Consider the following 23,341-nt stretch of genomic DNA (forward strand, 5'->3'; position numbering starts at 1 on the left):
TCTTATTAAGGGCTTTTTTGTGAAAGGACAAAGAATACGAAAAAAATATTGAATAGTAATGATAATTACTATCAATTCGCGCTGTGTTTGATATTATCTGCACCGTCTTTTGAAAAAAGAGAACAATTGGGCGAGTGAATTTCGCTTTTATAGGTTAGTCGGTGAGCGTGAAATCATCGGCACGAATTTATTAATAGAACACAGAAAAAGAGAGTATAAGGCCAACTGATGCGTAAACTAACAGCTTCTATTCTATTGGCGATAGGCCTGATGGGAACAGCAAGTGCTGAAACCACACCAGCAACAACCCCAACGTCTGCCCAAACGACACCAGCCGCTGCGGCGCCTGCGACAACGAATCCATCGTCTTCAACGCCAGCAAATAATGTACCGGAAACACAAAATCCAGCTACGGCAGAAAATACAACAACACCGACCGTGAGTGAAAGTGTTGAAATTACTACGGATAACCAAGGTGGTTTTGATAAAGACTTATCAGTTTGGGGAATGTACCAAAACGCCGATAATGTTGTGAAAACCGTTATGATTGGTTTGGTATTAGCGTCAGTTATCACATGGGCGTTATTCTTTTCCAAAGGAATAGAACTGCTGGCGGCACGTCGTCGTTTAAAAGCTGAAGTAAAACAGTTAAGAGAAGTGAAATCTTTAGATGAAGCAATGAGTGTTGCTAAAGACTTTAAGTCGAACAGCGTAACACTTTTCCTGCTTAAGCAAGCGGTTCTAGAAAGAACATTGTCAGCTCAAAGCACGGATCTCGCTGGAATTAAGGAGCGCACAGGGTTCCGCCTTGAGCGTTCTATTGCGGCGGTTAGCCGCCATATGGGACGCGGGAATGGTTATTTAGCAACAATAGGGGCCATCTCACCCTTTGTTGGACTGTTTGGTACTGTTTGGGGGATCATGAACAGCTTCATTGGTATCGCTCACTCACAAACCACTAACCTCGCTGTTGTTGCTCCAGGGATTGCAGAAGCACTATTAGCGACAGCAATCGGTTTGATCGCCGCAATTCCAGCGGTTGTTATTTATAACATTTTCGCCAGAATGATTAATAACTACCGTGGCCAAGTTGGTGATGTAGCTGCACAAGCTGCTCTACTCTTAGGCCGCGATCTGGATCTGGCAAATAGCAAAGCAAGGTAACGATTATGGCAATGCGTTTAGGTGACGAACAAGACGATAGTGGTGAAATGCACGAGATTAACGTAACACCATTTATTGATGTTATGTTAGTCCTGCTGATTATCTTCATGGTTGCTGCACCACTAGCAACAGTAGATATCAAAGTTGACTTGCCTGCTTCGACAGCGAAACCGCAACCACGCCCAGAGAAACCGGTATTCCTCACGGTAAAAGCGGATAGCCAACTATTTATTGGTGACCAAGCTGTTAGCAAAGAGCAATTAGCATCATCACTTGATATCGCAACGAATGCGAATAAAGAAACCACGATCTTTTTCCAAGCGGATAAAAGTGTTGATTATGAAACGATGATGGATGTGATGAATGCATTACGTCAGTCAGGGTATCTGAAAATTGGTTTAGTTGGGATGGAAGCCGCATCTCCTAAATAATCAATGAGTAGGCATCCTTCAAAATGCAATGAACTGAGATTGCTAACAAAGCGGGAAAACGTGATTTTCCCGCTTTGTGCTATCAAGCGAACACCATAAACTGATTTTCATTATGCGTAATGGTCATTTTTGACGTGCTGCTTGCATCTGACTGGGTTATTAACCCGTTGGCAGCGCTATCAGTATGATGTTTTTATCATATCAGCTATCACATGACGGTTAAGCTTAAAGCTCACAACGAGTCCTTATCCAACATCACGATACTCACTCACTGCTTTTTATCTTAGCAACTACCAATCCTATTTACCTACCGTATAAGAAATAAGGTGAAGGAGGAATGGTAATAAGGCTCTGTTAGAGCCTTATTTATATACTGGATAGTTAATTCGTTGCCTCATGTAAATGAGCAATAATGAGATCCGCAATTTTTGGATTGAGTAGAGGGGGCGTTTCATGACCCATACCCTCAATAATGGCTAGTTTTGCATTAGCAATATTATTAGCAATATCTTGGCCAGCAGCTAACGGAAATAGCGGATCAATAGAGCCATGAATAACTAAAGTTGGTGTGTCAATGTGCTGAATATAAGGTCGCAGATCGCCAGTTACAGCAACCGCGACAATTTGGCGTTTAGTGCCTTCAGGTGAATAGTTGCGTTTCAGAGCCTGTAGCAAATAGTCACGGTAATAGTTTTCATCGAATGGGCAGATCGAGGAACTGACCCGCTGGAAAAATGCCAGTTGCCCAGATAAATAAGCGTCTAAATTTTCTTGAGGGTTGGCACTTGGGCTAATGAGCATCTGCATGACATCAGGCTCACTTTGTGGGAGTTCTGGGTTACCTGTTGATGACATAATTGCGCAGAGGGATAATGTACGTTCAGGGTATTTAGCCGCAACCAGTTGCGCGATCATTCCTCCCATTGAGCGTCCAATAATATGCGCTTTATTAATAGATAACTTATTGAGTAATTGGACAATATCCTCAGCCATATCTAGCAAAGTATAAGGAATAGCAAATTGTTCCTTATTTTGCATTTTTTCAATGAGTGCGCCGAGATTAATAGAGGGAAAGTTATCCAAATGGGGGGATAAACCGGCATCTCGATTATCAATACGCAAGATATAAAAACCCGCATCGGCAACTTGCTGGCAAAAGTCATCCGTCCAGCTAATATTATGCCCCCCTAAACCAGGAATTAGTACGACAGCAGGGTTTTTGGGAATGCCAAATGAATCATAAAAAAGTACTGTTTCAGCGTTTGTTATCATTTTATTTCCAATTTTGTGAATTTTGTACTGCTTATGCCGTAATTTCACTGAAAATACTAGCCATAATAATGAGTAAAGATTATCAAGAATTAAAGGTAAACTCTATCGTAGTCACCTTTTAAATCTGGATAATATCTTTAGTTAATGGCCTTTTTGACGATGTGAGTTAGTAATGTCAAAAGGACGCTGACGAATAACAATGCAGAAACAATAAGATTTGTATCTAAGCTATTTAATAGAACAACGACACCGCCTAAAGCAGAACCTAGTGCAATACCCGCATTAAAAAATGAAATGTATAAGGAACCTGTAATTTCGATAGGGTGAAACTATGCACTATCATCCATGTCATTAAGGTGGCGGAAACACCACCATAAGCAACACCCCATATGATCACTGTTGCTCCTCCAGAGTTAAAATATTATACGAAATTGCAAATATATTGGGTCAAGGGCAGCAGCGACCAAAAGGGTTACTAAGGTCGACAGTACCTGTTGCATTCGGAAAACGTTTTATGATGCCAATAGTGCGATGTTATTTAGAACGATGGGCAGAAGTGGAGGTCGATATCGATTTTAATGATGACAATCGTTTAGTTAGAAAAGTACTCGCTCCGCATCGTCTGATAACTTGTGCTAAACCTCATTACATATAAGAACATGGTATGCCAGAGGATTTACAACCACTAAATACCATAACTGACTAATTTTTCGACATAAGGGATATAACGTTCCATGGCAATTTAAAATTAATTCAAATTTACAATCATATATGCCTAAAGGGCGTTTGGTTTTAAATGATACTGAGGCCATTTTATCTGCTTTGATTGAGGGACAGGGTATTTGCCAACTAGGGGCTTTTCTTGCCAGGAGGAGATTAAAAAAGGGTGTTTGCTTCCTGCTCTAAACGAATTTTGCAAACCTGAATTTTTTATTTGTGCGTTATACCCCACAAAGCGCTATCTGCCTCCCAAAGTTAGCCAGTTCTTATCATTATTTGACGAGTATTGGCAAGGTAGAGCGATTTGGGAGTGATAGAGGAGCAAAAAACTAAGCTATTTTTTCTGTTAACACGCATAACGTATTGCGAGTAACGATTAGTTTTTTGAATTAATACTCCAGCTTTATAACAAGTTAAATATTGAGATGAGTGTCTTTTTTTGTGTATTAAATCTCATTTTTTGGTTCGATTTTTCACTAAGTGATTATTAAAAATAAACTATATCTTTATTATGAGGTTATTTAGCTTTGTTTAAATTTAAGTGATAACACTTAAGTTTTTATTATTGGCTGATTATTAGTCTGTATGGCAATATTGTAACCTTATGTTTTTTATGACTAAAAAAAATCTACTCTTATTGTTTTTGATATTCACTATATTTATCCATGACAAGTGTTATCAAGTAGAATAAGTAATAAAATAAATTAGATTAATATTTGTGCACATGATGATATATGGATAAATAAATCTAACAATTAAATTTAAAACTATTATCTATATAAGAAGAGTTAATTGAATAATTAGCTTTGTAACATTTTCAAGAAATGGATAATTATGTAAATTATTTTTAAAAATATATATTTATTTTTTTATTTTGAAATTAATTTATATAACCTATTGATTTAAATATAAAAAATATGGAGAATAAAAAATTTAAGTTAAATGAAAAAAACACTTGCGCAACAATTATGTTGGGTTATAATGCCTTCAATAACATTTAGAAATACTTTTAAACACTTTTCATGATTCAATTTTTTTATTTCTATTCGCCAAACTAGGGAAAAATAAAATAAGATTGATATCTTGAGTTTATAAAAATGATTTATATAGCACTATTTTTTGACTTATCAATGAATCGTTTTTTTAAGTAGATAAATGTTATTACTGAGGTCAAATGGGCTGACTTCAGACTACGCATAGCATGCAACGCCGGTAACACGGCAATTTCATATTATACTCCTCTATTATAGATAAAATAAGACTACACATTCCTGCGTTATCTCTGATAACGCTTTTTTTTTCTTAAAATACACATATAAAACAACAGGGTAGCTATTATTAATCTGTTGTCTGCTATATTGATGACTCACTGAAGGCGATGGCATCGGCGTGTCCATGAAGCGGTATGTCACTTGTTGAAAAGCGGTTTCAAGTCGCAAAAATCGAACGCGTGCAGGCCTATAAGTAGTGCAAATTATTTGTAACATATCACTTCACGAATTCAATTATCGGAGTATGATGTGATCCATATCTGCTGTGGGGACGAGGCGTTATTTTCTTACTGCTGCTGGCGTAGCTTTAAGGGATAGTGTGCATACAATACAACAGCGGAATTCTCTGCCAGGTACTGGCGCGAATGATTTGGAAGTTAAAATGACTTGGTCTGAGTTTAAATCTCACTATCTCATCCGTTTTTGGAAACCTCTACCGGCAGTTATTGCTGCGGGTATCTTATCGACATACTACTTTGGATTAACAGGAACATTTTGGGCCGTCACAGGTGAATTTACCCGTTGGGGTGGACATATTCTACAGTTATTTGGGGCCGAACCTGAAAACTGGGGATATTTTAAAGTGATCGGTTTATCGGGTAGCCCATTAGAGAGAATCGATGGCGTTATGATTATCGGGATGTTTGCTGGTTGCTTTGCAGCAGCATTATGGGCAAATAACGTTAAATTACGTATGCCACAACATCGTATTCGTATTTTTCAAGCGATTATTGGTGGCATCATTGCTGGTTTTGGGGCACGTTTAGCAATGGGATGTAATTTAGCCGCATTCTTTACAGGCATTCCCCAGTTCTCGCTGCATGCATGGTATTTTGCCATTGCAACGGCGGCAGGATCTTACTTTGGTGCGAAATTCACTTTAATGCCAATGTTTAGGATCCCAATTAATCTGAAAAAAGTATCGGCTGCTTCACCACTCACTCAGCGAGCAGATGTTGCCAAAAAACGCTTTAAGTTAGGCATGGTAATCTTTTCCTTAGCGATCGCATGGGGCTTCTATACCTTATGGAATTCTCCTGTATTAGGCATTGCTATCTTATGCGGTATCGGTTTTGGTTTGCTGATTGAACGAGCTCAAATTTGTTTTACTTCCGCTTTTCGTGATTTATGGATCACTGGAAGAACCCATATGGCAAAGGCGATCATTATAGGTATGGCCGTAAGTGCAATAGGTATTTTTAGCTATGTACAATTAGGTGCAACGCCAAAAATTTTATGGGCAGGACCTAACGCCGTCATCGGTGGGTTATTATTTGGATTCGGTATCGTGCTAGCAGGAGGGTGTGAAACGGGATGGATGTATCGTGCCGTTGAAGGACAAGTTCACTATTGGTGGGTCGGTTTTGGCAACATAATCGGAGCCACGATCCTTGCCTACTATTGGGATGATTTAGGCCCTTGGTTGGCAACCGACTTTGATAAAGTGAACCTATTGGAAACCTTCGGCCCACAAGGTGGGTTAGCGGTGACTTATTTATTATTAGCAATAGCGTTTATCTTAATGCTGGTGTGGGAAAGGTACTTTTTCCGTAAGCGCGGGCAAAAACAGGTTGCAGCATCAGCGGAGGTTGTATGAGCCATAAAGAAATCATTCCAGATTATCGATTAGATATGGTGGGAGAACCTTGTCCCTACCCAGCTGTCGCGACGTTAGAAGCCATGCCATCGCTAAAAAAAGGGGAAATATTGGAAGTGGTCAGCGATTGCCCACAATCCATCAATAATATTCCTTTAGATGCGAAAAATTATGGTTATACCGTGCTGGACATACAACAGGATGGACCGACTATTCGCTATTTAATCCAAAAATAGCCATACTTCAAGTTGCAGCGTTGTAGGTTGCTTTGTGACCCTAGCCATCTATTTATAGGTGTGACTAGGGTTACCACGGGTAGGCGGCCTTGCTGCAACACGAATTATTGAGACCTCGCACTGCTGACTTCAGTTTTTGACTCCCTCACACTGAGATTATAAGTATTCTGAGTTAGGTTATTCATCGCGCATTCGCTTATGACGACTCTTCCTGCCAGCTAGTTAAATCAAGCACTAATTCACACTCATCATCGACATAATCCCCCGTCGGGATAAAGCCAAGTTTCTTATAGAATTCAAATGGGCTTTCTTCACCTTCACCACAACTATTATAAAGTCGTGGATAGCCTTTCTTTTTTAAATAGCGGATCACTTGGATTAAGGCTTCACGACCAAATCCAAGTTTTTGATAAGGTTCAGCTATCATAAAACGCCATAGCATAATTCCATCATATTCAAGCTCATCATCGTCTAACCCTGAATGCAACATAATAAAACCCACAGGGACATCATCAGCATAAATGCCGCGATACCACGCACAGTCTGAAAACTGAGCTTCAACAATGGAGTAGGCATTATCTGCCACCATGCTGCGTTGCGCTTCACTCAGTGTATGGCTGAGCAGGCAAATTTCAGAAAAATTATCTGCCGTTATTTTTTGCAGTGTGACAAGTGAATGTTCATCCACTTCCGGTTCGATGTGCTCTTTCATAGCAATTCCTGCGATTGATGTTTAACCTTATTCAATAGCTTGCATTATTTGTTTAATTATTTTTTTTTAACAAATAAAAATGTCAGCTATTTTGTTATCAAGATGTAATTCAATTCACCAGAGATTCGGTAGGCAGTCAATGACTTAATGATGGCAATGTTAGCGAGGTCTAAAAAGTGATGGCAACACAGTGTGATATGTGATGCCATCAGTTGATATGGCGTCGATTAATGTTCTGCTTCACCACCAAGAACATCAATAAGGCGTGCAATGAGCGCACTGAGTTCCCCAGTCATTAGGACATAATCGGCGTCAAAACGTTGGGCATAATCTTCTTTACCGATATCATCGTTTTGTTCTTTTAATGTATCACTGAATTTTAGCCTTTTCAGAGAGCCATCATCAGACAGCATAAACTGAATGCGCTCTTCCCAATCTAAAGCCAATTTGGTGACTAGCTTTCCGGCTTCAATATGTGTCGCAATTTCATCTGAAATGAGCTCTTGCTTTTTACAGCGAATGATACCGCCTTCTTCTAAGAGCGCTTTTAATTCAGCTTCATCCATAACAGCAAAGCCTTGAGGAAGTGAGCCTGAGCGGATCCACTCGGTTAAAGTCAACTCAATAGGATCTTTGAATGTTAATGGTACAACAGGTAATGAGCCTAAACTTTTACGGAGCAAGGCTAAATTATCTTCAGCACGTTTGGCACTAGCAGCGTCAACGATGATGAGTTGATTGACCGTATCAATCCATATATAGGTTTTATTGTATTTGCTGAATGCTCTAGGCAATAAAGAGTGGACGACTTCGTCTTTAAGCGCGTCTTTTTCCGTTTTTTTCAGTTTTCGCCCTTGGTCGGCTTCAAGCTTTTCAATTTTTTCTTGTAATTCTTGCTTGATCACAGGGGAAGGCAACATTTTTTCTTCTTTTTTAGCACAAATCAGAATTTGATTGCCAGCAGCATGGGTCAGTGAATCTGAGCCTTTCATAGGTGACACCCAGCCTGTTTTCATCATGTCTTGGCTACCACATGGATGATAGGCGAGAGGGGCAAGTTGTCTCTCTAGATCGTCAGCACTTAGCGCCAAATCACGATTCAGACGATAGACCAATATATTCTTGAACCACATGAAAAACCTACCTTTGTTGATGGATGACCTATTTTAGCCGGTGGCTATGATAACGAATTGTCGATTATTTAGCGAAAAAAAATGCTTTTATGCATCATTTGTTATGTTATTAGGCCTCAATTTTATAGCTAATCGCTTGAAATTGATAATGTATACAGGCAATGATACAGAAAACAGCTAAGCAGTGAGGGTGAAGATGAGAATTGGCATTGACCTTGGTGGCACCAAAATTGAAGTGATTGCATTGGAAGATAATGGTGACACACTTTTTAGGAAGCGAGTTGCAACGCCTAAAGGTAATTATCGTGCAACATTAGATGCGATTGCGGGATTAGTGAATGACGCAGAAATGGCAACAGGAAAGAGAGGTCGCGTAGGGGTCGGTATCCCAGGCACCTTATCCCCTGTCACTGGAAAAGTGAAAAATGCCAATTCCACTTGGCTTAATGGCCAATTTTTTGATGCCGACCTCGCGAATATCCTTGAAAGGCCAGTTAAAGTTGCCAATGACGCTAATTGCCTTGCTGTCTCAGAGGCGGTGGATGGCGCCGGAAAAGGCGCGACTGTTGTATTTGCTGTGATTATTGGTACCGGATGTGGAGCGGGTATCGCAATTAATGGACAAGTGCATTCAGGGGGAAATGGCGTTGCAGGAGAGTGGGGGCATAACCCATTACCTTGGCAGAACAGTCAAGACTTCGCGTTTTTGCAAGACGAGCAATGTTATTGCGGATTAACAGGTTGTACTGAACAGTTTGTATCCGGTACTGGGTTTATGGCGGATTATCGCAAGCTCTCCGGCGATACGAAAACAGGCGCTGACATTATCACATTGATGAAAGCAGGTGACCCACATGCCATAACGGCAATGGATAACTACCAATCTCGTCTAGCTAGGGCATTAGCACAAGCCATTAATATGTTAGACCCTGACGTGATTGTTTTAGGTGGTGGAATGAGTAATGTTGAGGGGTTATATCACTCATTGCCTACACGAGTGAAAAATTGGGTATTTGGTCGTGAATGCGATACGCCGATTCGACAAGCGATTCATGGTGACTCAAGTGGTGTCCGAGGCGCCGCGTGGCTTTGGCCTAAGTAGTGACTATCGTCATTTATTCTGTGACTTATCTAGAATTAAACACATCTAATTAAGATAAACGGTGACTTCAATTTATAAGAAGGGCATTGTTGATTATCACTTATCAAAATACGAACTGGTTAGCCTATCGACAAGTATGAAGATGTGCTAGCCCTATTTTGGCACACAGCACTGGCAACGATTATTTTACATCAATCAACGTAAGGGGAATTACGGTGAATAACATTTTTAAATTATCTGCTTTAGCATTGTTCGTGACATTGAATGTCAATGCCGCGACAGTCGATTTACGTGTGATGGAAACTTCCGACATACATAGTAATTTGATTGATTTTGATTACTATAAGGATAAGCCGACTGAGCAATTTGGTTTAGTACGAACAGCAAGTTTAATTAAAGCCGCAAAAGGCGAGGTGACGAATGCGGTATTAGTGGATAACGGTGACCTGATTCAAGGTAGCCCTTTAGCAGATTATATGGCGGCCAAAGGGCTTGAGAATGGAGAGTCTCACCCAGCTCATAGCCTGATGAATACGATGGGATATACCGTCGGTAACTTTGGTAATCATGAGTTTAACTTTGGCTTAGACTATCTTAAAAAGGCGATTGCAGGGGCTAAGTTCCCTTATGTTAACGCAAATATTATTGATGCTAAGACAGGCGAAAATTACTTCACACCTTATATTATTGTTGATACGCCCGTTAAGGATCGAGACGGTAAGCGTCATAATTTAAAAATCGGTTATATTGGCTTTGTTCCTCCACAAATTATGATTTGGGATAAGCCAAACCTGACAGGCAAGGTGACCGTCAATGATATCACTGAGACCGCGAAAAAATTTGTGCCTCAGATGAAAAAGGAAGGGGCGGACTTGGTTGTGGCAATTCCGCATTCAGGCTTTTCACAAGAGCCATATAAAGCGATGGCAGAGAACTCCGTTTACTATCTCAGTGAAGTGCCGGGTATCGATGCCATTATGTTTGGTCACTCTCACGGTGTATTCCCAAGTAAAGATTTTGAAAATATCAAAGGCGTTGATATTGAAAAAGGAACCGTTAATGGTATCCCAGCCGTTATGCCTGGTCAGTGGGGGGATCACCTTGGCGTCGTTGACTTGGTGTTAAGCAATGATAAAGGACGTTGGGAAGTGCTTAAAGCAAATGCTCATGCCCGCCCTGTCTACGACAAAGCCAATAAAAAACCGCTAGTCGAACCAGATGACGAGTTGGCTAAAATTATCGATAAGCCTCACAACGATACACGTCAATTTGTGGGGAAAATGATCGGTAAAGCTTCTGATAACATGTATAGCTATTTGGCATTAGTACAGAGTGATCCGACGGTACAGATTGTCAATGATGCTCAAACTGATTATACAAAGCATTATATTCAAGGTGACCCTGATTTAGCGGATCTTCCTGTACTTTCTGCCGCCGCGCCATTTAAAGTTGGTGGTCGTAAAAATGCGCCAGATGAATTTGTTGAGGTTGAAAAAGGGGACCTTACTTTCCGCAATGCGGCTGACTTGTATCTATATCCAAATACTTTAGTCGTAGTGAAGGCAACAGGCGCCGAAGTCGTTGAGTGGCTAGAATGTTCCGCTGGGATGTTTAACCGTATTGACCCTCAATCAACCTCACCTCAAAATTTGATCAATTGGGAAGGATTCAGAACTTATAACTTTGATACTATCAGCGGGATTAATTACCAAATCGATCTTACCGAACCTGCAAAATATGACGTAGATTGCCAACCAGTTAATTCACAGGCTAATAGGATCAAAAATGTTACCTATCAAGGCAAACCCATTGATCCAAAGGCCACTTTCTTAGTCGCAACCAATAACTATCGTGCATACGGCGGTAAGTTTGCAGGTACAGGTGATAACCATATCGCATTCGCTTCCCCAGATGAAAATCGTTCAGTATTGGCATCTTACATTGCTAAAATTTCCAAAGAACAAGGTGAGGTGAAAAGTAAAGCCGATAATAATTGGTCTTTCTTACCGATTAAAAGTGATAAAGCACTCGATATTCGTTTTGAAACATCTCAAAGTGATAAAGCCGCAAAATTTATTCAACAGACGGCACAGTATCCTTTAGAAAAAGTAGGAAATGATGATATTGGTTTTGCTATTTACAAAATTAATTTAAATGGAAAATAACTAAGTATCGATTTTAGTATTATTATTAAAAACTAATCATCAAAACCCCCTTTATTATTAAACTGGATTTAATAATAGGGGGTTAATATTTTTGTTTGCTCAATAAAAAGAAGAACATTCAAATAAACTAACTGAGTCATACAAACTTGGTAACTAAATATTGATATACGACAAAATGGTTAGTCTAATTATGCATTGTCATACATATTATATCCAAATAAAAATGAATAACGTAATTTTGTTCATGTTGTTTATAGATAAATAAAATTGATTTGTTATTAAAGTCTAGCTCTGACAAGATTAAATAATTAATCATGTTAGTTATTATTGATATATCTTTATGGCGATTGTTTTCTCTAAAAAATAGTTCGTAAAAAGAATGTGTTTTATTGATTATCTAAAATAAAGGAATAGAAATTATCGTCTGATAAAGGTTCTATTTTTGTCAGTAGTTATATTGCCTTGCAGTATTTTCCACTTATTAAAGGCATTTTTTTGATTTTTACTGTCAATAAATGATGGTTATATTGTGATGTTGTGTTAAAGGAGGGGGATTGTTTGAAGTAAGATAGTGATGAGGATAATCTAAAAATGTAATTAAGATAATATATATTAAAGTATAAAATTGATGTTTTATGATAAAAATGTCGTTTTTTCAATTTAAATCGGAATTATAAACCTTTAGTTGGGGTTTAAAACTGAGTGTTTAGATGTTAATTCTGGATTGTTTGCAAAGGTTAACATTATGTTTTTATTGTGGTTGTTTATTTTAGAGTGGGGTTAATAAAATATATCACTCGCAAAAATCCACCTACTCTTTAGTGAGTGATGTTATTTGTTTTTAAACTATGAATGCGTAATATATTAGTCAAGCACTGATCTGAATCAAAGCATGAATAATAAATTCTAAATTCAGAGGTACTCTTACATGGAAATTGAAAAATACAAATATTCATTGTCTGTTGGACAACGAATTAAATCGTTAAGATTACAAAATGGTTGGAGCGGTGAAACGCTTGGTAAAATAACTGGAATAAGCCAACAACAAATTTCACGATTTGAACGCGGAATAAATAGAATAGATGTTGAATCATTAGCAAAATTTGCTAATGCATTTAATGTGGATATCGTAGTTTTATTATCTGATTACGACAAGACAATTTACGATAAGAATATATTTATTGCGAACACTTTAATTATCTAATTTTTTGGAATGTAGTTCTAAATGGATTTAGCCCTATATGTGTAGTTAGTCATCCTTATTTTTAATAATCAAGGATTGGAATTGTTTTATCTTACAAAGGTTAAATATGAAAAAATCACTTTTAGTTTTATTCATTGCATCGTCAATTTCAGCATCAGCATTAGCTGCGGATGGTACTATTACGTTCAACGGTGAAATTACATCTACAACCTGTGATGTGACAACAGGTAATGGTGGTGACTTCACTGTAACGCTGCCAACTGTATCAACAACAGCATTGAATGCAGCAGGTGCGACAGCAGGAAACACCTCATTCACTATCGACTTAGCTAACTGTAGCGTTAGTGGTGTTGATGTTGCTGCTAACTTCGAAAGCCTAAGTTCTGGCGATGCTGTAACAGGTAATCTTATTCCTACCGTTGCACCCGCTAACGTACAGATTGGTCTAGCTGACCAAGCAGGTAACTTAGCGAAAGTAAATGGTGCGCCAGTTGGTAACCAGCCAATTGTTAATGGTGCTGCAACACTGGCATACCAAGCATTTTACTATGCGAAAGATGTTGTAACCGCGCCAGGTGCGGTAACAGCACAAGTTAACTATACATTGACTTATCCATAAGAAGTTAATTCTGTCAGAGGAAATTATTCCTCTGACAGATCAATAAAAAATTAAATTATTACAATTTTAAGTAGGATTAGGTCATTATGATAACTAGGCTGCCTATAATAAATAAATTAATTTTATTTATTTCATTATTCATTGTATCAACATCACTTTATGCCAGCGTTATTATCAATGGAACGAGGGTTATATATAATGAAAAAGCGAAAAGTAAAACAGTACAGTTGGTCAATGATAATAAATGGCCTGCTTTAGTACAAGTTTGGTTAGATACTGGAGATCCTAATGAGTTACCTGAAAATATTAAAACACCATTTTCAATTACTCCACCAATATTTAAAATGTCTCCAGGTGCAGGTCAAAATTTAAGATTAACTTATTTGGGAGGCACATTACCTAAAGATAGAGAATCTATTTTTTACCTCAATGTGTTGGAAGTTCCTCCAGAAAATGAAGAGACAACTTCACTAAATAAAAACACAATGCAAATTGCAATTAGGTCTAGAATTAAATTATTTTATCGACCTACAGATGTTAAAGTACCAGCACAGATAAATGAAAAACTTTCTTTCTCATTAAAGAAAACATCAAAAGGTAATGAGTTATTGATAAAGAATAATTCTCCATGGTTTATTACATTCCAAACTGTCACTTTATCTGATGGGAATAGAAAGCTAAATTTAGAAGGTAATATGGTTGCGCCATTCTCTGATATTTATCTTAATCGTGGAAATGGTGTGGCAATACCCAATGAGTTTATGAATGCAAAAAAAATTAGCTACTCAGTCATTAATGATTATGGTGGCTTAGATTCCTACGAGTCTAATTTATAATAAATGGTATTGCTATGAAAATAAAATTAATTTTTATAATGGTATACTTATCCTTAGGGTATGGTAGGGTTGCATTAGCGGTAGAAGAAAACCAAAGTGAAAAGAAATATTCTTATAATGAAGGTTTCTTAATTGGTAATGCTAAAGATATATCAATAGATAAATTATCAGAAGACCAGATCACACCTGGAGACTGGTTTGTTGATGTGTATTTAAATAACGAGTTTATTTATAATAAAGAAGTTAGATTTTATGAAAATAGCAAAGGACGAGTGGTTCCCTGTTTAACCAAAGAAGATATTGATAGCTTTAATATAAAACCTGAATATTTAGGTTTAATAACCACTGATGGTGCATGTGAAGATTTAAATGCGTTGTCAAAAGATGTCCAAGTTAATTTAAAGCAAGAAGTCCTACGCTTAGATATTTTAATTCCTCAAGTCATGGTGGAGCATTCTGCGCGCGGCTTTGTGCCTATCAGTGCTTTGAATGAAGGTATCCCTGCTTTCTTTATGAACTATAACCTGAATGGATATAGTAGTCGTAGTCATGGGGAAGATGAACATTCTGCTTATGGAAATATATCAGCAGGGCTTAATCTAGGTTTGTTTAGAATTCGCCATCAATCTAACTTGCAATACAATCAAGATGATAAATTTCAACACGAAAGCATTAGAACTTATGTTCAACGAGCAATCCCACAAATAGAAAGCGAATTAACTATTGGCCAATCATTTACAGATGGAAGCTTATTCGATAGCTTTTCATACACAGGCGCTGAATTAGCGACTGACAATCGAATGCGCCCACAGTCAATGCAAGGTTTTGCGCCAACCGTCAGAGGGGTGGCGAATAGTAACGCTAGAGTTAGAGTTATTCAAAATGGTTTTGTGATATACGAAACAAATGTTTCTCCGGGTGAATTTACGATCAATGATCTCTATGCAACGGGTTATGGCGGCGATTTAACGGTTGAAGTTACAGAGGCTAATGGCAGTGTTTCTACATTTATTGTTCCGTTCTCTACGGTACCTGGATTATTAAGACCTGGGCAAATCGACTACAGTATTGTGAGTGGTAAATTACGCGGCGATAATACTTCTTCTGATATTTTTGTTCAGTCTACCCTGAAATATGGTTTGAGTAATATTTTCACGCCATTTGCTGGAGTACAGTACAGCAATAAATACCAATCTGGATTATTGGGTTTTGCTGTTAATACTCAAATTGGTGCCTTTAGTTTTGATATGGCAAGCTCAAAAGCTGAATTAGATAATAATCATACCTATAATGGCGCACGTGCACGTATAACATGGAATAAAGACATTAATGCGACAGGCACAAATATCGCTTTAGCAGGTTATCGCTATGAGTCACAAAACTATTTAAGTTTATATGAAGCGAGTTCTTATCGTGATAGCTATTTATATAGCGGTGGCACGATTAATCCAAGGCGTTCTCAATATATATTAACGGTTAATCAGAATTTAGCTGATTATGGAACGATGTATATCAGCGGCTCTTTGCAAACTTGGCGTGATGATTTGCCTGATACTAAGCAATTGCAAGCCGGTTATATGAATAACTTTAAAGGTATTGGCTATAGCTTTACCTATATCAAAATGTACCGAAATAATGAAGAGGGTGGTGATAATAACTACATGTTTAACGTGTCAGTGCCATTCTCACTTTGGTATCCAGAACAGAATACGTTATTGAGTAGTTCAATCACTCGTTCAGACTCAGATAATCGTTGGGCAAATAACACCACGATTAGTAGTTCTTTTGGTGAAGATAATTCTATTTCGTGGAATGCTACAGCAAGCAATGTTGGTAACTCAAATAGTAGTTTTTCAGGCAATATTCAAAAGGATTTTTCTTCTGCATCGGTTAATGCCGGTTATTCTCAAGGACATGATTTTAAATCCCTCTCAATGGGCGCGAGTGGTGCACTCGTTGTATATGAGGGCGGGGTTATTCCGTCTCGTTATTTAAGTGATACTTTTGCTATTGTAGAAGCTGATGAAGCGGAAGGTGCGGCAGTATCTTCATGGAGTAATATTGTGATTAATGGTAATGGGCAAGCAGTAGTCCCTTCATTAGTCCCTTATCAATACAACACACTTTATCTTAATACTGAAAATATGAGTACGGATATTGATCTTGATAATAACTTAATCAAAGTTGCTCCTTATGCCGGATCTGCTGTTCTCGTGAAATTTGATACGAAGAAAGGTAATAACATTACTTATCGAATTACATTGCAAGATAAAAACGCAGTACCCTTTGGCGCTGATATTTATGATGAAAATAACAATAAAATTGGTTTAGTTGGACAAGGCGGTTTAGTTCATTTTAATTCTCAATCTGAACAAGGCACTGTTTTTGTTAAATGGGGTGAAGATAGTAATCAACGTTGTAAATTTGATTATCGTATCTCGGATAATAATTCTATTTCAGAATCCATTTGTTATTTCTATTGAGGTTAACATGAATATTAACCGTAAATATAAAGTTGCGTTGCTTTCAAGTTTAATGTCTACTCCTTTTGTTGCTAATGCAATTTGTACGATGGAGACTTATATTAGACCAAATCCTGCGATACATGTTGGAACATCAGATCCAGTTTCTATTTATGGTTTACAGTTTCAACCAGCAGGAACAACGTTAGCAACAAGTTATATATCAGCGGCACAAATGGCAGCAACGCATGGCTTGAGTCCTGAGCAAGTTCTATTTCGTTGTGCGGCCGCTGATGCGACTAGGATATTCGAAGGTTATTATATGTTTAGAGCATATTATTCGAATTTAACACCTGCGCAAAATATTAATGGTATTCCTTATTGGCCAATATCAGTTGTTTACGCCAATAATACTTATACTGCAACTTCAGGGGTCGATTATGAGTTTTTTTTAGGGAATGGAATTAGCGCGACGACGGCATTCCCTAACCAACCTAATTGGTCAAAAAGAATCGGTTATGATGTTGACCCAGCAAACCCAAATTTTATTCTTGTTAAAGCAAAACATTTTTCGGGTGTGACCAACCATCAAATTCGTTCTAAAGTGCCCATCACTGCTAATGGATTTGATGCTACGATCCCAAATGAATCAAGAGCCTTTGTCTTTTTTAAAGGGCCAGGAATCAATGATACCATGGTATCGAATGGAGGGAATGGCGCTCCACATACGCCGGGATCATTTTTTAATATTGGACAAAATGCAGCCAGCACAACAGCGGTTAATTCGTGTACCGTAGAAAGAAATACGTCAAATGTGAATTTAGGGAGCCACGCTGGAAATTCGCTTCCTTCAACCCCTGTCAATTTCTCTGTGACAGTAAAATGTGATACCGGCGCTGCAAATATTCGATATGGTTTTGCTCCCGGTATGGAAAATATAAATCAAAATATTACCGATGTATTACTGCTTGATCCGAATATTGGTTCAACAGCGAAAGGTGTTGCTATTGAAATTTTAGATGCAAACACGAATAGAGTCCCTTTATTGAGTTTATCCGCAAATGGTGGGCAAATTTCAAATAATAATAATTGGAAGCCATTACCCATTCCTCCTTCGGGTACTTCAACATCGACTGTGGATGTCAATTTTTCAGCCCGTATTGTAAAACATGGTAGTGAAGAAATAACACCGGGTATTGTAAGAAGTAAAGCGACTTTTATGCTGAATCAAAATTAAAATTTTTCTTTTACTGATGAACACACTTTTATTTTGGCTTTATTTATGTATTTAAACTTATAGCATTAGGGAGGGATTGTGATGGGGCTTAAACGTATATTTTTATTAATAGGTATTACATTATTATTTTTTACGGGGCTGGCGAATGCCGCTTGTGTAAGAATGAATGGTGGTATCTCAGGTGGACCCATTATTCTTGGTTCTAAAGTGGATTTATATATTTATGGATTGGAATTTCAACCAGCAGGGACGCAACTTTATATTGAGTCATTTTCCAATGCCAATATGGCCTCTTTAATGGGAAAAACATTAGAAACCATCGTGTTTCAATGTGATATAACGGATGCAGATAATATATTTGAAATGTATTACTTGCCTAGTGGAGCTATTGATAATGGCAACTATCTGTTTATTGCTAATGGTATTAAATATTGGGCCGTAAGGGCACCTGAATTAAGCTTTCAAATGTTTTTAGGAATGAATAAATCGGTTGATAATCAGTATGATAATAGGGTGAGTAGACGAAAAATAGGCTATGAAGTCGATCCTGTCAATAGCAATAAAATAAATATCAAAATGAAACATTTTTCAGGCGTGACCTTGGAACAAGCCCGTTCGACTGCTGCTGCCAACTCGAACTCATATACATCAATTGCAGGATTTGATCGCGGCGCAATAGGCTTTTCTGGGCCGGGTATCAATGCCGCTCAAGGGAATGCTGGGTTTCCTAGCGCTGGGAGTTATTTACCTATTCGTATGAGGCCTGTTGGGGCTCGAGTCGTATCAACATGTGGCTTGAGTGCCGTACAATCGACGGTGAATTTAGGAAGGCATTCTGCTGCTGATATTCCTTCTATTCCTGTGCCATTTTCATTTACATTAAAATGCCAAAGAGGCGCAAGAATTAGCTATGGATTTGCACCTGAGGAAGAAAATAGAGTAAAGAATGAAACGAACTATTTGTTATTAGATCCTAATTTAGGTTCAACAGCAACTGGCATAGCCATTGAAATCTTAACGTCTTCAGGGGTTCGTAATAATTTACTAAATTTAGGTGTTGTAGGAGGGCAAATTCCGGCGACTAATAATTGGACTCGCGTGCCAATTCCAACGACAGGGGCTGCAACGCATGAAGTTCAACTGAATTTTTTAGCTCGCTTTGTTCCCTACGGTGGTGTTCCAATTACACCCGGTAGAGCGAATAGCAAAATGACGATAATGTTAAATGCCAATTAGTTAAGATTATGAATTATAACGATAAAATAATGTCGTCAATAGAGTTGAAAGAGTTAGCCAACTATCGCTAACTCTTTCAAAAAAATACTACGTTAATCATAAGTAATATTGAGGGTCGGTTTATTGTTAAATTGGTTATATTCCACTTTGACATAATCAGAGCTAAGTTGCTTGGCGTTCTTGAGTGAACTAGTTTTAGTCAAGTTTTTACCATTGCGATAACATTCTAGGTTAATTTGCTCACTATTTGACACGGTGACTTCACAGAGCGGTTCATAGACATAACCCACAAAGGTAATCGTGCCTCCACCTATTTTGTTTGTTGCGGCATGAGAGAAAGTGAAACTAGAAATGAGTACAGCAGTAACAGTAACAATTAAAGATAAACGTTTCATTAGCATCTACCCCCTAGTTGGAACTAGCGCTACTTTAATAACACGGATAGCGCGTTACGAATTCTCATCTCTAAGTTTAGTTCAGTTACGAGTAAAAAATATGACATGTACTAAAGAAACATCGATTTTCTTTAGCATATTTTGTTTTTGAGTGATTTCTAACCGAGATAGGCAGGCGGGAGTGATATATAAAAATTCGTAAAATGAATCTTAATTGGATTTTTAATCTGTATGTATCCCGTATTTAGTGGGTTTGACGAGGCTTGGTGGGCGGTTTTTGCTTTTATATTTGGGCGTAAATATTCAGTGATAAAAGTTATTGATGACAACATTTTGAGTATTAAATAGAAACCGCCCAAATTTTATCATTTTTGAATCCCTTGGTGTTGGTTGGCATTGCAAAGTTGTAGCGATTTAATGTAGAAGGTGATTAGCCCCTATTCATAACAAATAGGGGCATTTTTTATTATCGTTTTATAATGAATTACTTGAAGATTTTGAAGCGTTCTTCATCATCCATAAAGTCTTTATCACCTGCTGGGGCATTGATTGAACCAAATACCATTTGAGCACGTAATACCCAGCTATCCGGTGTTCCCCATTCTTTTTGAACTTGGTTATCAATTAATGGATTATAGTGCTGTAGTGATGCACCGACATTTTCTTGTGCTAATGCCGTCCAGACCGCAAATTGCGCAATACCACTTGCTTGTTCAGACCAAATAGGGAAGTTGTCAGCGTAGAGTGGGAACTGCTCTTGCAGGCTTTTAACGACATCCATATCTTCAAAGAATAAAATAGAGCCAGCACCCGCAGCGAAACTGTCTATTTTTTGTTCTGTTGCCGCGAAAGCTTTTTCAGGAACAATTGTACGCAAGATTTCTTTGGTGAGATTCCACAATTTTTTATGCTCTGCACCAAATAAAATGACGACACGTGATGTTTGAGAGTTAAAAGAAGAAGGTGAATGTTTCACTGCTTCTTTAATTAATTTTGTAACGTGTTCCTCAGAAACAGGTAATGCATCGCCGAGGTTGTAAATAGTACGGCGGTTTTTAATCATTTCGATAAATGCATTTGACATTTGAGTCTCCTAGCTATTTGTTAGCGCACGGCATTATATTAAACGTTTCAGAAGCCGTTATTCGTTAGTTGAGTATTACTATAGCGTTGTGGCGAAAAAATCATAGAAAAAAAAATTAACGATAAGGTTCAAATTTTTCGCTCTAGTGTATGCTGGATTAATGATGTTTTAAATCAATATGATATGTTTTGTTGCTTTGGTTTGAAACCCTATTTTGGAGAGTGCTTTGAATGTTCGGTGAGTGAAATTGAAAGAGGTTTATGCCGTCAGGAACAGGTATAACCATATGTAATCTATCGTTATACCTGACATTTTTTATTTGAGAGTAGATAAAGGCTGAACAATTTGTATTTTTGTGCCACCAAAATTGTCCTGAATATAATTTTTAACCGCGTCGGTATGATAAAGTTCAGCTAGTTTATTAAAGGCTGGGTTATCTTTATTTTCTGTTTTAACGACGAGTACATTGATCATATTGTTAATACTACCATCATTTTGTTCTCTAAATAATGAATCTTTAAGTGCATTTAAGCCACCTTCTTGTGCAGCGGTATTTCCAATAACAGCAATATCGACATCAGGTAATGCTCGTGGACCATGAGCATACTTAATTTGTTTAAATTCGAGTTGTTTAGGATTTTCAACAATATCATTAACTGACCCTGTGGCTTGGTTAAAGTCTGGTTTTAATGTAATAAGTTGAGATTTTTGCAACAATAATAATGCTCTAGCATGATTTGCAGTATCATTGGGAATTGCAACTAATGCTTTATTAGGTATCTCTTCTAGCGTTTTATATTTCGAGGAATAAATGGCCATAGGTTCAAAGTAAGTAGTTGTAATCGCCGCGAGTTGATGGTGGTGATTTTGATTGAAATCTTTTAAAAATCCCCAAGATTGAAAGGCATTAACATCAACATCGCCATCAATAGTCGCTATATTCAGTGTGACACCATCATCTATAATCTTAACATCGATATCTAATCCCGCATCTTTAGCTGCCTGAGATTGAGCGATAAATTGCCAAATATCAGCATCGCTTCCATGGCTACCAATAATGATTTTTTGCTTTTCTTGTGAATTCGTTTTATCAGTTTCTGTCGTTTTATTTTCATCTGAACAAGCACTCATGATGGCAACAGAAAATGTTAACAACAATACAGCGAGCTTTTTCATTTTTTTACCCTATTCGTTATTTATTTCTTTATCTAATCAGAATAAATAAGTGTTTTTGAAATAACATTTTATAAAAATAAACAACTTTTAGTTATATGAAATTAATTAAGATAGGTTATATCGATATGTTTTTAAGTTATTTTTAGTCTTTTTTATATATGGTATTTATTTATATTAGTGTGGATGAAAAAACCACTATTATGATAATTAAATATTAATAGGAATTATTATGTCATCATATCAATTACCCATTATCGATCTTCGTGAGTTAGATAATCCGGCAACACAAAAACATTTTTATCAAAAGCTACGTTTTATCGCTCGTGAAATAGGCTTTTTTTATCTTGTTGGCCACGCTATTCCAGTCGAACAACGAGAGGATTTGCTTGTTAATATGAAACGGTTTTTTGCCTTACCGAAAACAGAAAAAGACAAGATAAACATGAGCCACTCAAGGCATTTTCGTGGTTATACGGCCTCAACGCAGGAGAATACCCGAAACCAACCTGATTACCGGGAACAAATTGATATTGGGGAAGAATTGCCAGCATTAGCACTCACAGAGCAGGACCCTATTTGGTGGAATTTACAAGGCCCTAACCAATGGCCTGAAGCGCTACCTGAATTGAAAACAGCGGCGTTAGCGTGGCAATCAGCCATGAGAGACATTGCCGTGAAATTAATCAGGGCGTTTCTTGTGGCATTGGAATTACCTGAGAATAGTTTTGATCAGATTATTGCCGAGCCTGCTCAACATTTATTAAAGTTGATTCATTATCCGGCACGGGATGACCAAAATGAAGGTGGGCAAGGAGTTGGAGCGCATAAGGATGCGGGAATACTCACATTATTATGGCAAGATAATATTGGGGGATTACAAGTCGAAACAGATAATGGTTGGGTCGATGTTGCTCCGTTAGAAAATGCTTTCGTTGTCAACATTGGAGAAGTGTTTGAATTGGCAACCAACGGTTATTTACGCGCAAACGTGCATCAAGTTGTTAGGCAAAAGAATAGTGTTTCACGTTATTCGATTGCTTATTTCATCACGCCAAGTGTTTTTGCCGATGAAGTACCATTATTGCCATTACCTCATTATCTTGCTCAACAAGCATTGGGGCCAGAGAGTGACCCCTTGAATCCAATGTTTACCAATCTAGGAAAAAATGCAATTAAAGGGCGATTACGCTCACATTTATCGGTCACACGTCAGTTTTATCCGGAAGAATACGAGCAAATTGTTAAAAATAGCAATATCTTATGATGTACTCAGTATAAAGCTGTAGATT

General features: G+C 37.7%; 19 protein-coding genes. 13 read left to right on the top strand and 6 right to left on the bottom strand.

The genetic code is table 11. The features are described 5' to 3' along the window. Nucleotides 1-228 precede the first annotated feature (228 nt). Both exbB and exbD read left to right on the top strand, forming a co-directional pair. Nucleotides 229-1,164, top strand: coding sequence for a tonB-system energizer ExbB (gene exbB, locus ACWPW6_RS03315; RefSeq protein ID WP_249999858.1), 936 nt, complete (start codon nucleotides 229-231; stop codon nucleotides 1,162-1,164). 5 nt (nucleotides 1,165-1,169) lie between these two features. Continuing rightward, nucleotides 1,170-1,595: a TonB system transport protein ExbD gene (exbD, locus tag ACWPW6_RS03320; RefSeq protein ID WP_154622415.1), complete on the top strand. Its 426-nt coding sequence runs from the start codon at nucleotides 1,170-1,172 to the stop codon at nucleotides 1,593-1,595. Nucleotides 1,596-1,976: 381 nt separating this feature from the next. Here exbD and ACWPW6_RS03325 read toward each other — a convergent pair whose 3' ends face one another. After that, a complete protein-coding gene (locus ACWPW6_RS03325; RefSeq protein ID WP_247046863.1) occupies nucleotides 1,977-2,867 on the bottom strand; it encodes an alpha/beta fold hydrolase in 891 nt (296 codons plus the stop codon). A 2,373-nt stretch (nucleotides 2,868-5,240) separates the two neighbouring features. Here ACWPW6_RS03325 and yedE point away from each other — a divergent pair. Together yedE and yedF are read left to right on the top strand one after the other, a co-directional pair. After that, nucleotides 5,241-6,455, top strand: coding sequence for a selenium metabolism membrane protein YedE/FdhT (gene yedE / locus ACWPW6_RS03330; RefSeq protein ID WP_250000484.1), 1,215 nt, complete (start codon nucleotides 5,241-5,243; stop codon nucleotides 6,453-6,455). Then, nucleotides 6,452-6,691, top strand: a complete 240-nt coding sequence (gene yedF / locus ACWPW6_RS03335; RefSeq protein ID WP_004926886.1) for a sulfurtransferase-like selenium metabolism protein YedF — start codon at nucleotides 6,452-6,454, stop codon at nucleotides 6,689-6,691. The genes yedE and yedF overlap by 4 nt, the downstream gene beginning before the upstream one ends. A 196-nt stretch (nucleotides 6,692-6,887) precedes the next feature. On the opposite strand, the gene ACWPW6_RS03340 is transcribed toward yedF, so the two are convergent. Together ACWPW6_RS03340 and rdgC are read right to left on the bottom strand one after the other, a co-directional pair. After that, a complete protein-coding gene (locus tag ACWPW6_RS03340; protein WP_154622317.1) occupies nucleotides 6,888-7,403 on the bottom strand; it encodes a GNAT family N-acetyltransferase in 516 nt (171 codons plus the stop codon). Between the two features lie 227 nt (nucleotides 7,404-7,630). Then, the gene (gene rdgC / locus ACWPW6_RS03345; RefSeq protein ID WP_196713791.1) at nucleotides 7,631-8,536 is read right to left on the bottom strand and encodes a recombination-associated protein RdgC; all 906 of its coding nucleotides are present in this window, start codon (nucleotides 8,534-8,536) and stop codon (nucleotides 7,631-7,633) included. 196 nt (nucleotides 8,537-8,732) lie between these two features. Between rdgC and mak the strand changes: the two genes are divergently transcribed. The 8 genes from mak to ACWPW6_RS03385 all read left to right on the top strand — a co-directional run bounded on the left by mak (nucleotide 8,733) and on the right by ACWPW6_RS03385 (nucleotide 19,397). Then, on the top strand, nucleotides 8,733-9,638 hold the full coding sequence (gene mak / locus ACWPW6_RS03350; protein WP_249999860.1) for a fructokinase: 906 nt from the start codon (nucleotides 8,733-8,735) through the stop codon (nucleotides 9,636-9,638). Nucleotides 9,639-9,853: 215 nt separating this feature from the next. Beyond that, the gene (locus tag ACWPW6_RS03355; protein WP_249999861.1) at nucleotides 9,854-11,803 is read left to right on the top strand and encodes a bifunctional 2',3'-cyclic-nucleotide 2'-phosphodiesterase/3'-nucleotidase; all 1,950 of its coding nucleotides are present in this window, start codon (nucleotides 9,854-9,856) and stop codon (nucleotides 11,801-11,803) included. Between the two features lie 928 nt (nucleotides 11,804-12,731). Then, on the top strand, nucleotides 12,732-13,007 hold the full coding sequence (locus tag ACWPW6_RS03360) for a helix-turn-helix domain-containing protein (protein WP_154622577.1): 276 nt from the start codon (nucleotides 12,732-12,734) through the stop codon (nucleotides 13,005-13,007). 106 nt (nucleotides 13,008-13,113) lie between these two features. Further along, nucleotides 13,114-13,626 (top strand): fimbrial protein, encoded by a 513-nt coding sequence (locus tag ACWPW6_RS03365; protein WP_154622576.1) that lies wholly within the window; start codon nucleotides 13,114-13,116, stop codon nucleotides 13,624-13,626. A gap of 86 nt (nucleotides 13,627-13,712) precedes the next feature. Beyond that, nucleotides 13,713-14,462 carry a fimbrial biogenesis chaperone gene (locus tag ACWPW6_RS03370; protein WP_196713793.1) on the top strand — a complete coding sequence of 250 codons (750 nt, stop codon included), beginning with the start codon at nucleotides 13,713-13,715 and terminating at the stop codon, nucleotides 14,460-14,462. A 14-nt stretch (nucleotides 14,463-14,476) separates the two neighbouring features. Beyond that, nucleotides 14,477-16,945, top strand: coding sequence for a fimbria/pilus outer membrane usher protein (locus ACWPW6_RS03375; RefSeq protein WP_163860700.1), 2,469 nt, complete (start codon nucleotides 14,477-14,479; stop codon nucleotides 16,943-16,945). A gap of 7 nt (nucleotides 16,946-16,952) precedes the next feature. Continuing rightward, nucleotides 16,953-18,161, top strand: coding sequence for a fimbrial protein (locus tag ACWPW6_RS03380; protein ID WP_163860701.1), 1,209 nt, complete (start codon nucleotides 16,953-16,955; stop codon nucleotides 18,159-18,161). A gap of 81 nt (nucleotides 18,162-18,242) precedes the next feature. Beyond that, nucleotides 18,243-19,397 (top strand): fimbrial protein, encoded by a 1,155-nt coding sequence (locus ACWPW6_RS03385; protein ID WP_454210129.1) that lies wholly within the window; start codon nucleotides 18,243-18,245, stop codon nucleotides 19,395-19,397. Nucleotides 19,398-19,489: 92 nt separating this feature from the next. Here ACWPW6_RS03385 and ACWPW6_RS03390 read toward each other — a convergent pair whose 3' ends face one another. The 3 genes from ACWPW6_RS03390 to ACWPW6_RS03400 all read right to left on the bottom strand — a co-directional run bounded on the left by ACWPW6_RS03390 (nucleotide 19,490) and on the right by ACWPW6_RS03400 (nucleotide 22,052). Next, entirely contained in the window at nucleotides 19,490-19,792 is a 303-nt protein-coding gene (locus ACWPW6_RS03390; RefSeq protein WP_154622321.1) for a hypothetical protein, read from the bottom strand. Between the two features lie 484 nt (nucleotides 19,793-20,276). Next, nucleotides 20,277-20,876: a nitroreductase family protein gene (locus ACWPW6_RS03395; RefSeq protein WP_154622320.1), complete on the bottom strand. Its 600-nt coding sequence runs from the start codon at nucleotides 20,874-20,876 to the stop codon at nucleotides 20,277-20,279. A 315-nt stretch (nucleotides 20,877-21,191) separates the two neighbouring features. Beyond that, on the bottom strand, nucleotides 21,192-22,052 hold the full coding sequence (locus ACWPW6_RS03400; RefSeq protein WP_196713795.1) for a MetQ/NlpA family ABC transporter substrate-binding protein: 861 nt from the start codon (nucleotides 22,050-22,052) through the stop codon (nucleotides 21,192-21,194). A gap of 229 nt (nucleotides 22,053-22,281) precedes the next feature. Between ACWPW6_RS03400 and ACWPW6_RS03405 the strand changes: the two genes are divergently transcribed. Beyond that, nucleotides 22,282-23,316, top strand: a complete 1,035-nt coding sequence (locus tag ACWPW6_RS03405) for an isopenicillin N synthase family dioxygenase (RefSeq protein ID WP_249999869.1) — start codon at nucleotides 22,282-22,284, stop codon at nucleotides 23,314-23,316. Nucleotides 23,317-23,341: the final 25 nt, after the last annotated feature.

This window comes from Providencia sp. Marseille-Q8014 (assembly GCF_965112055.1).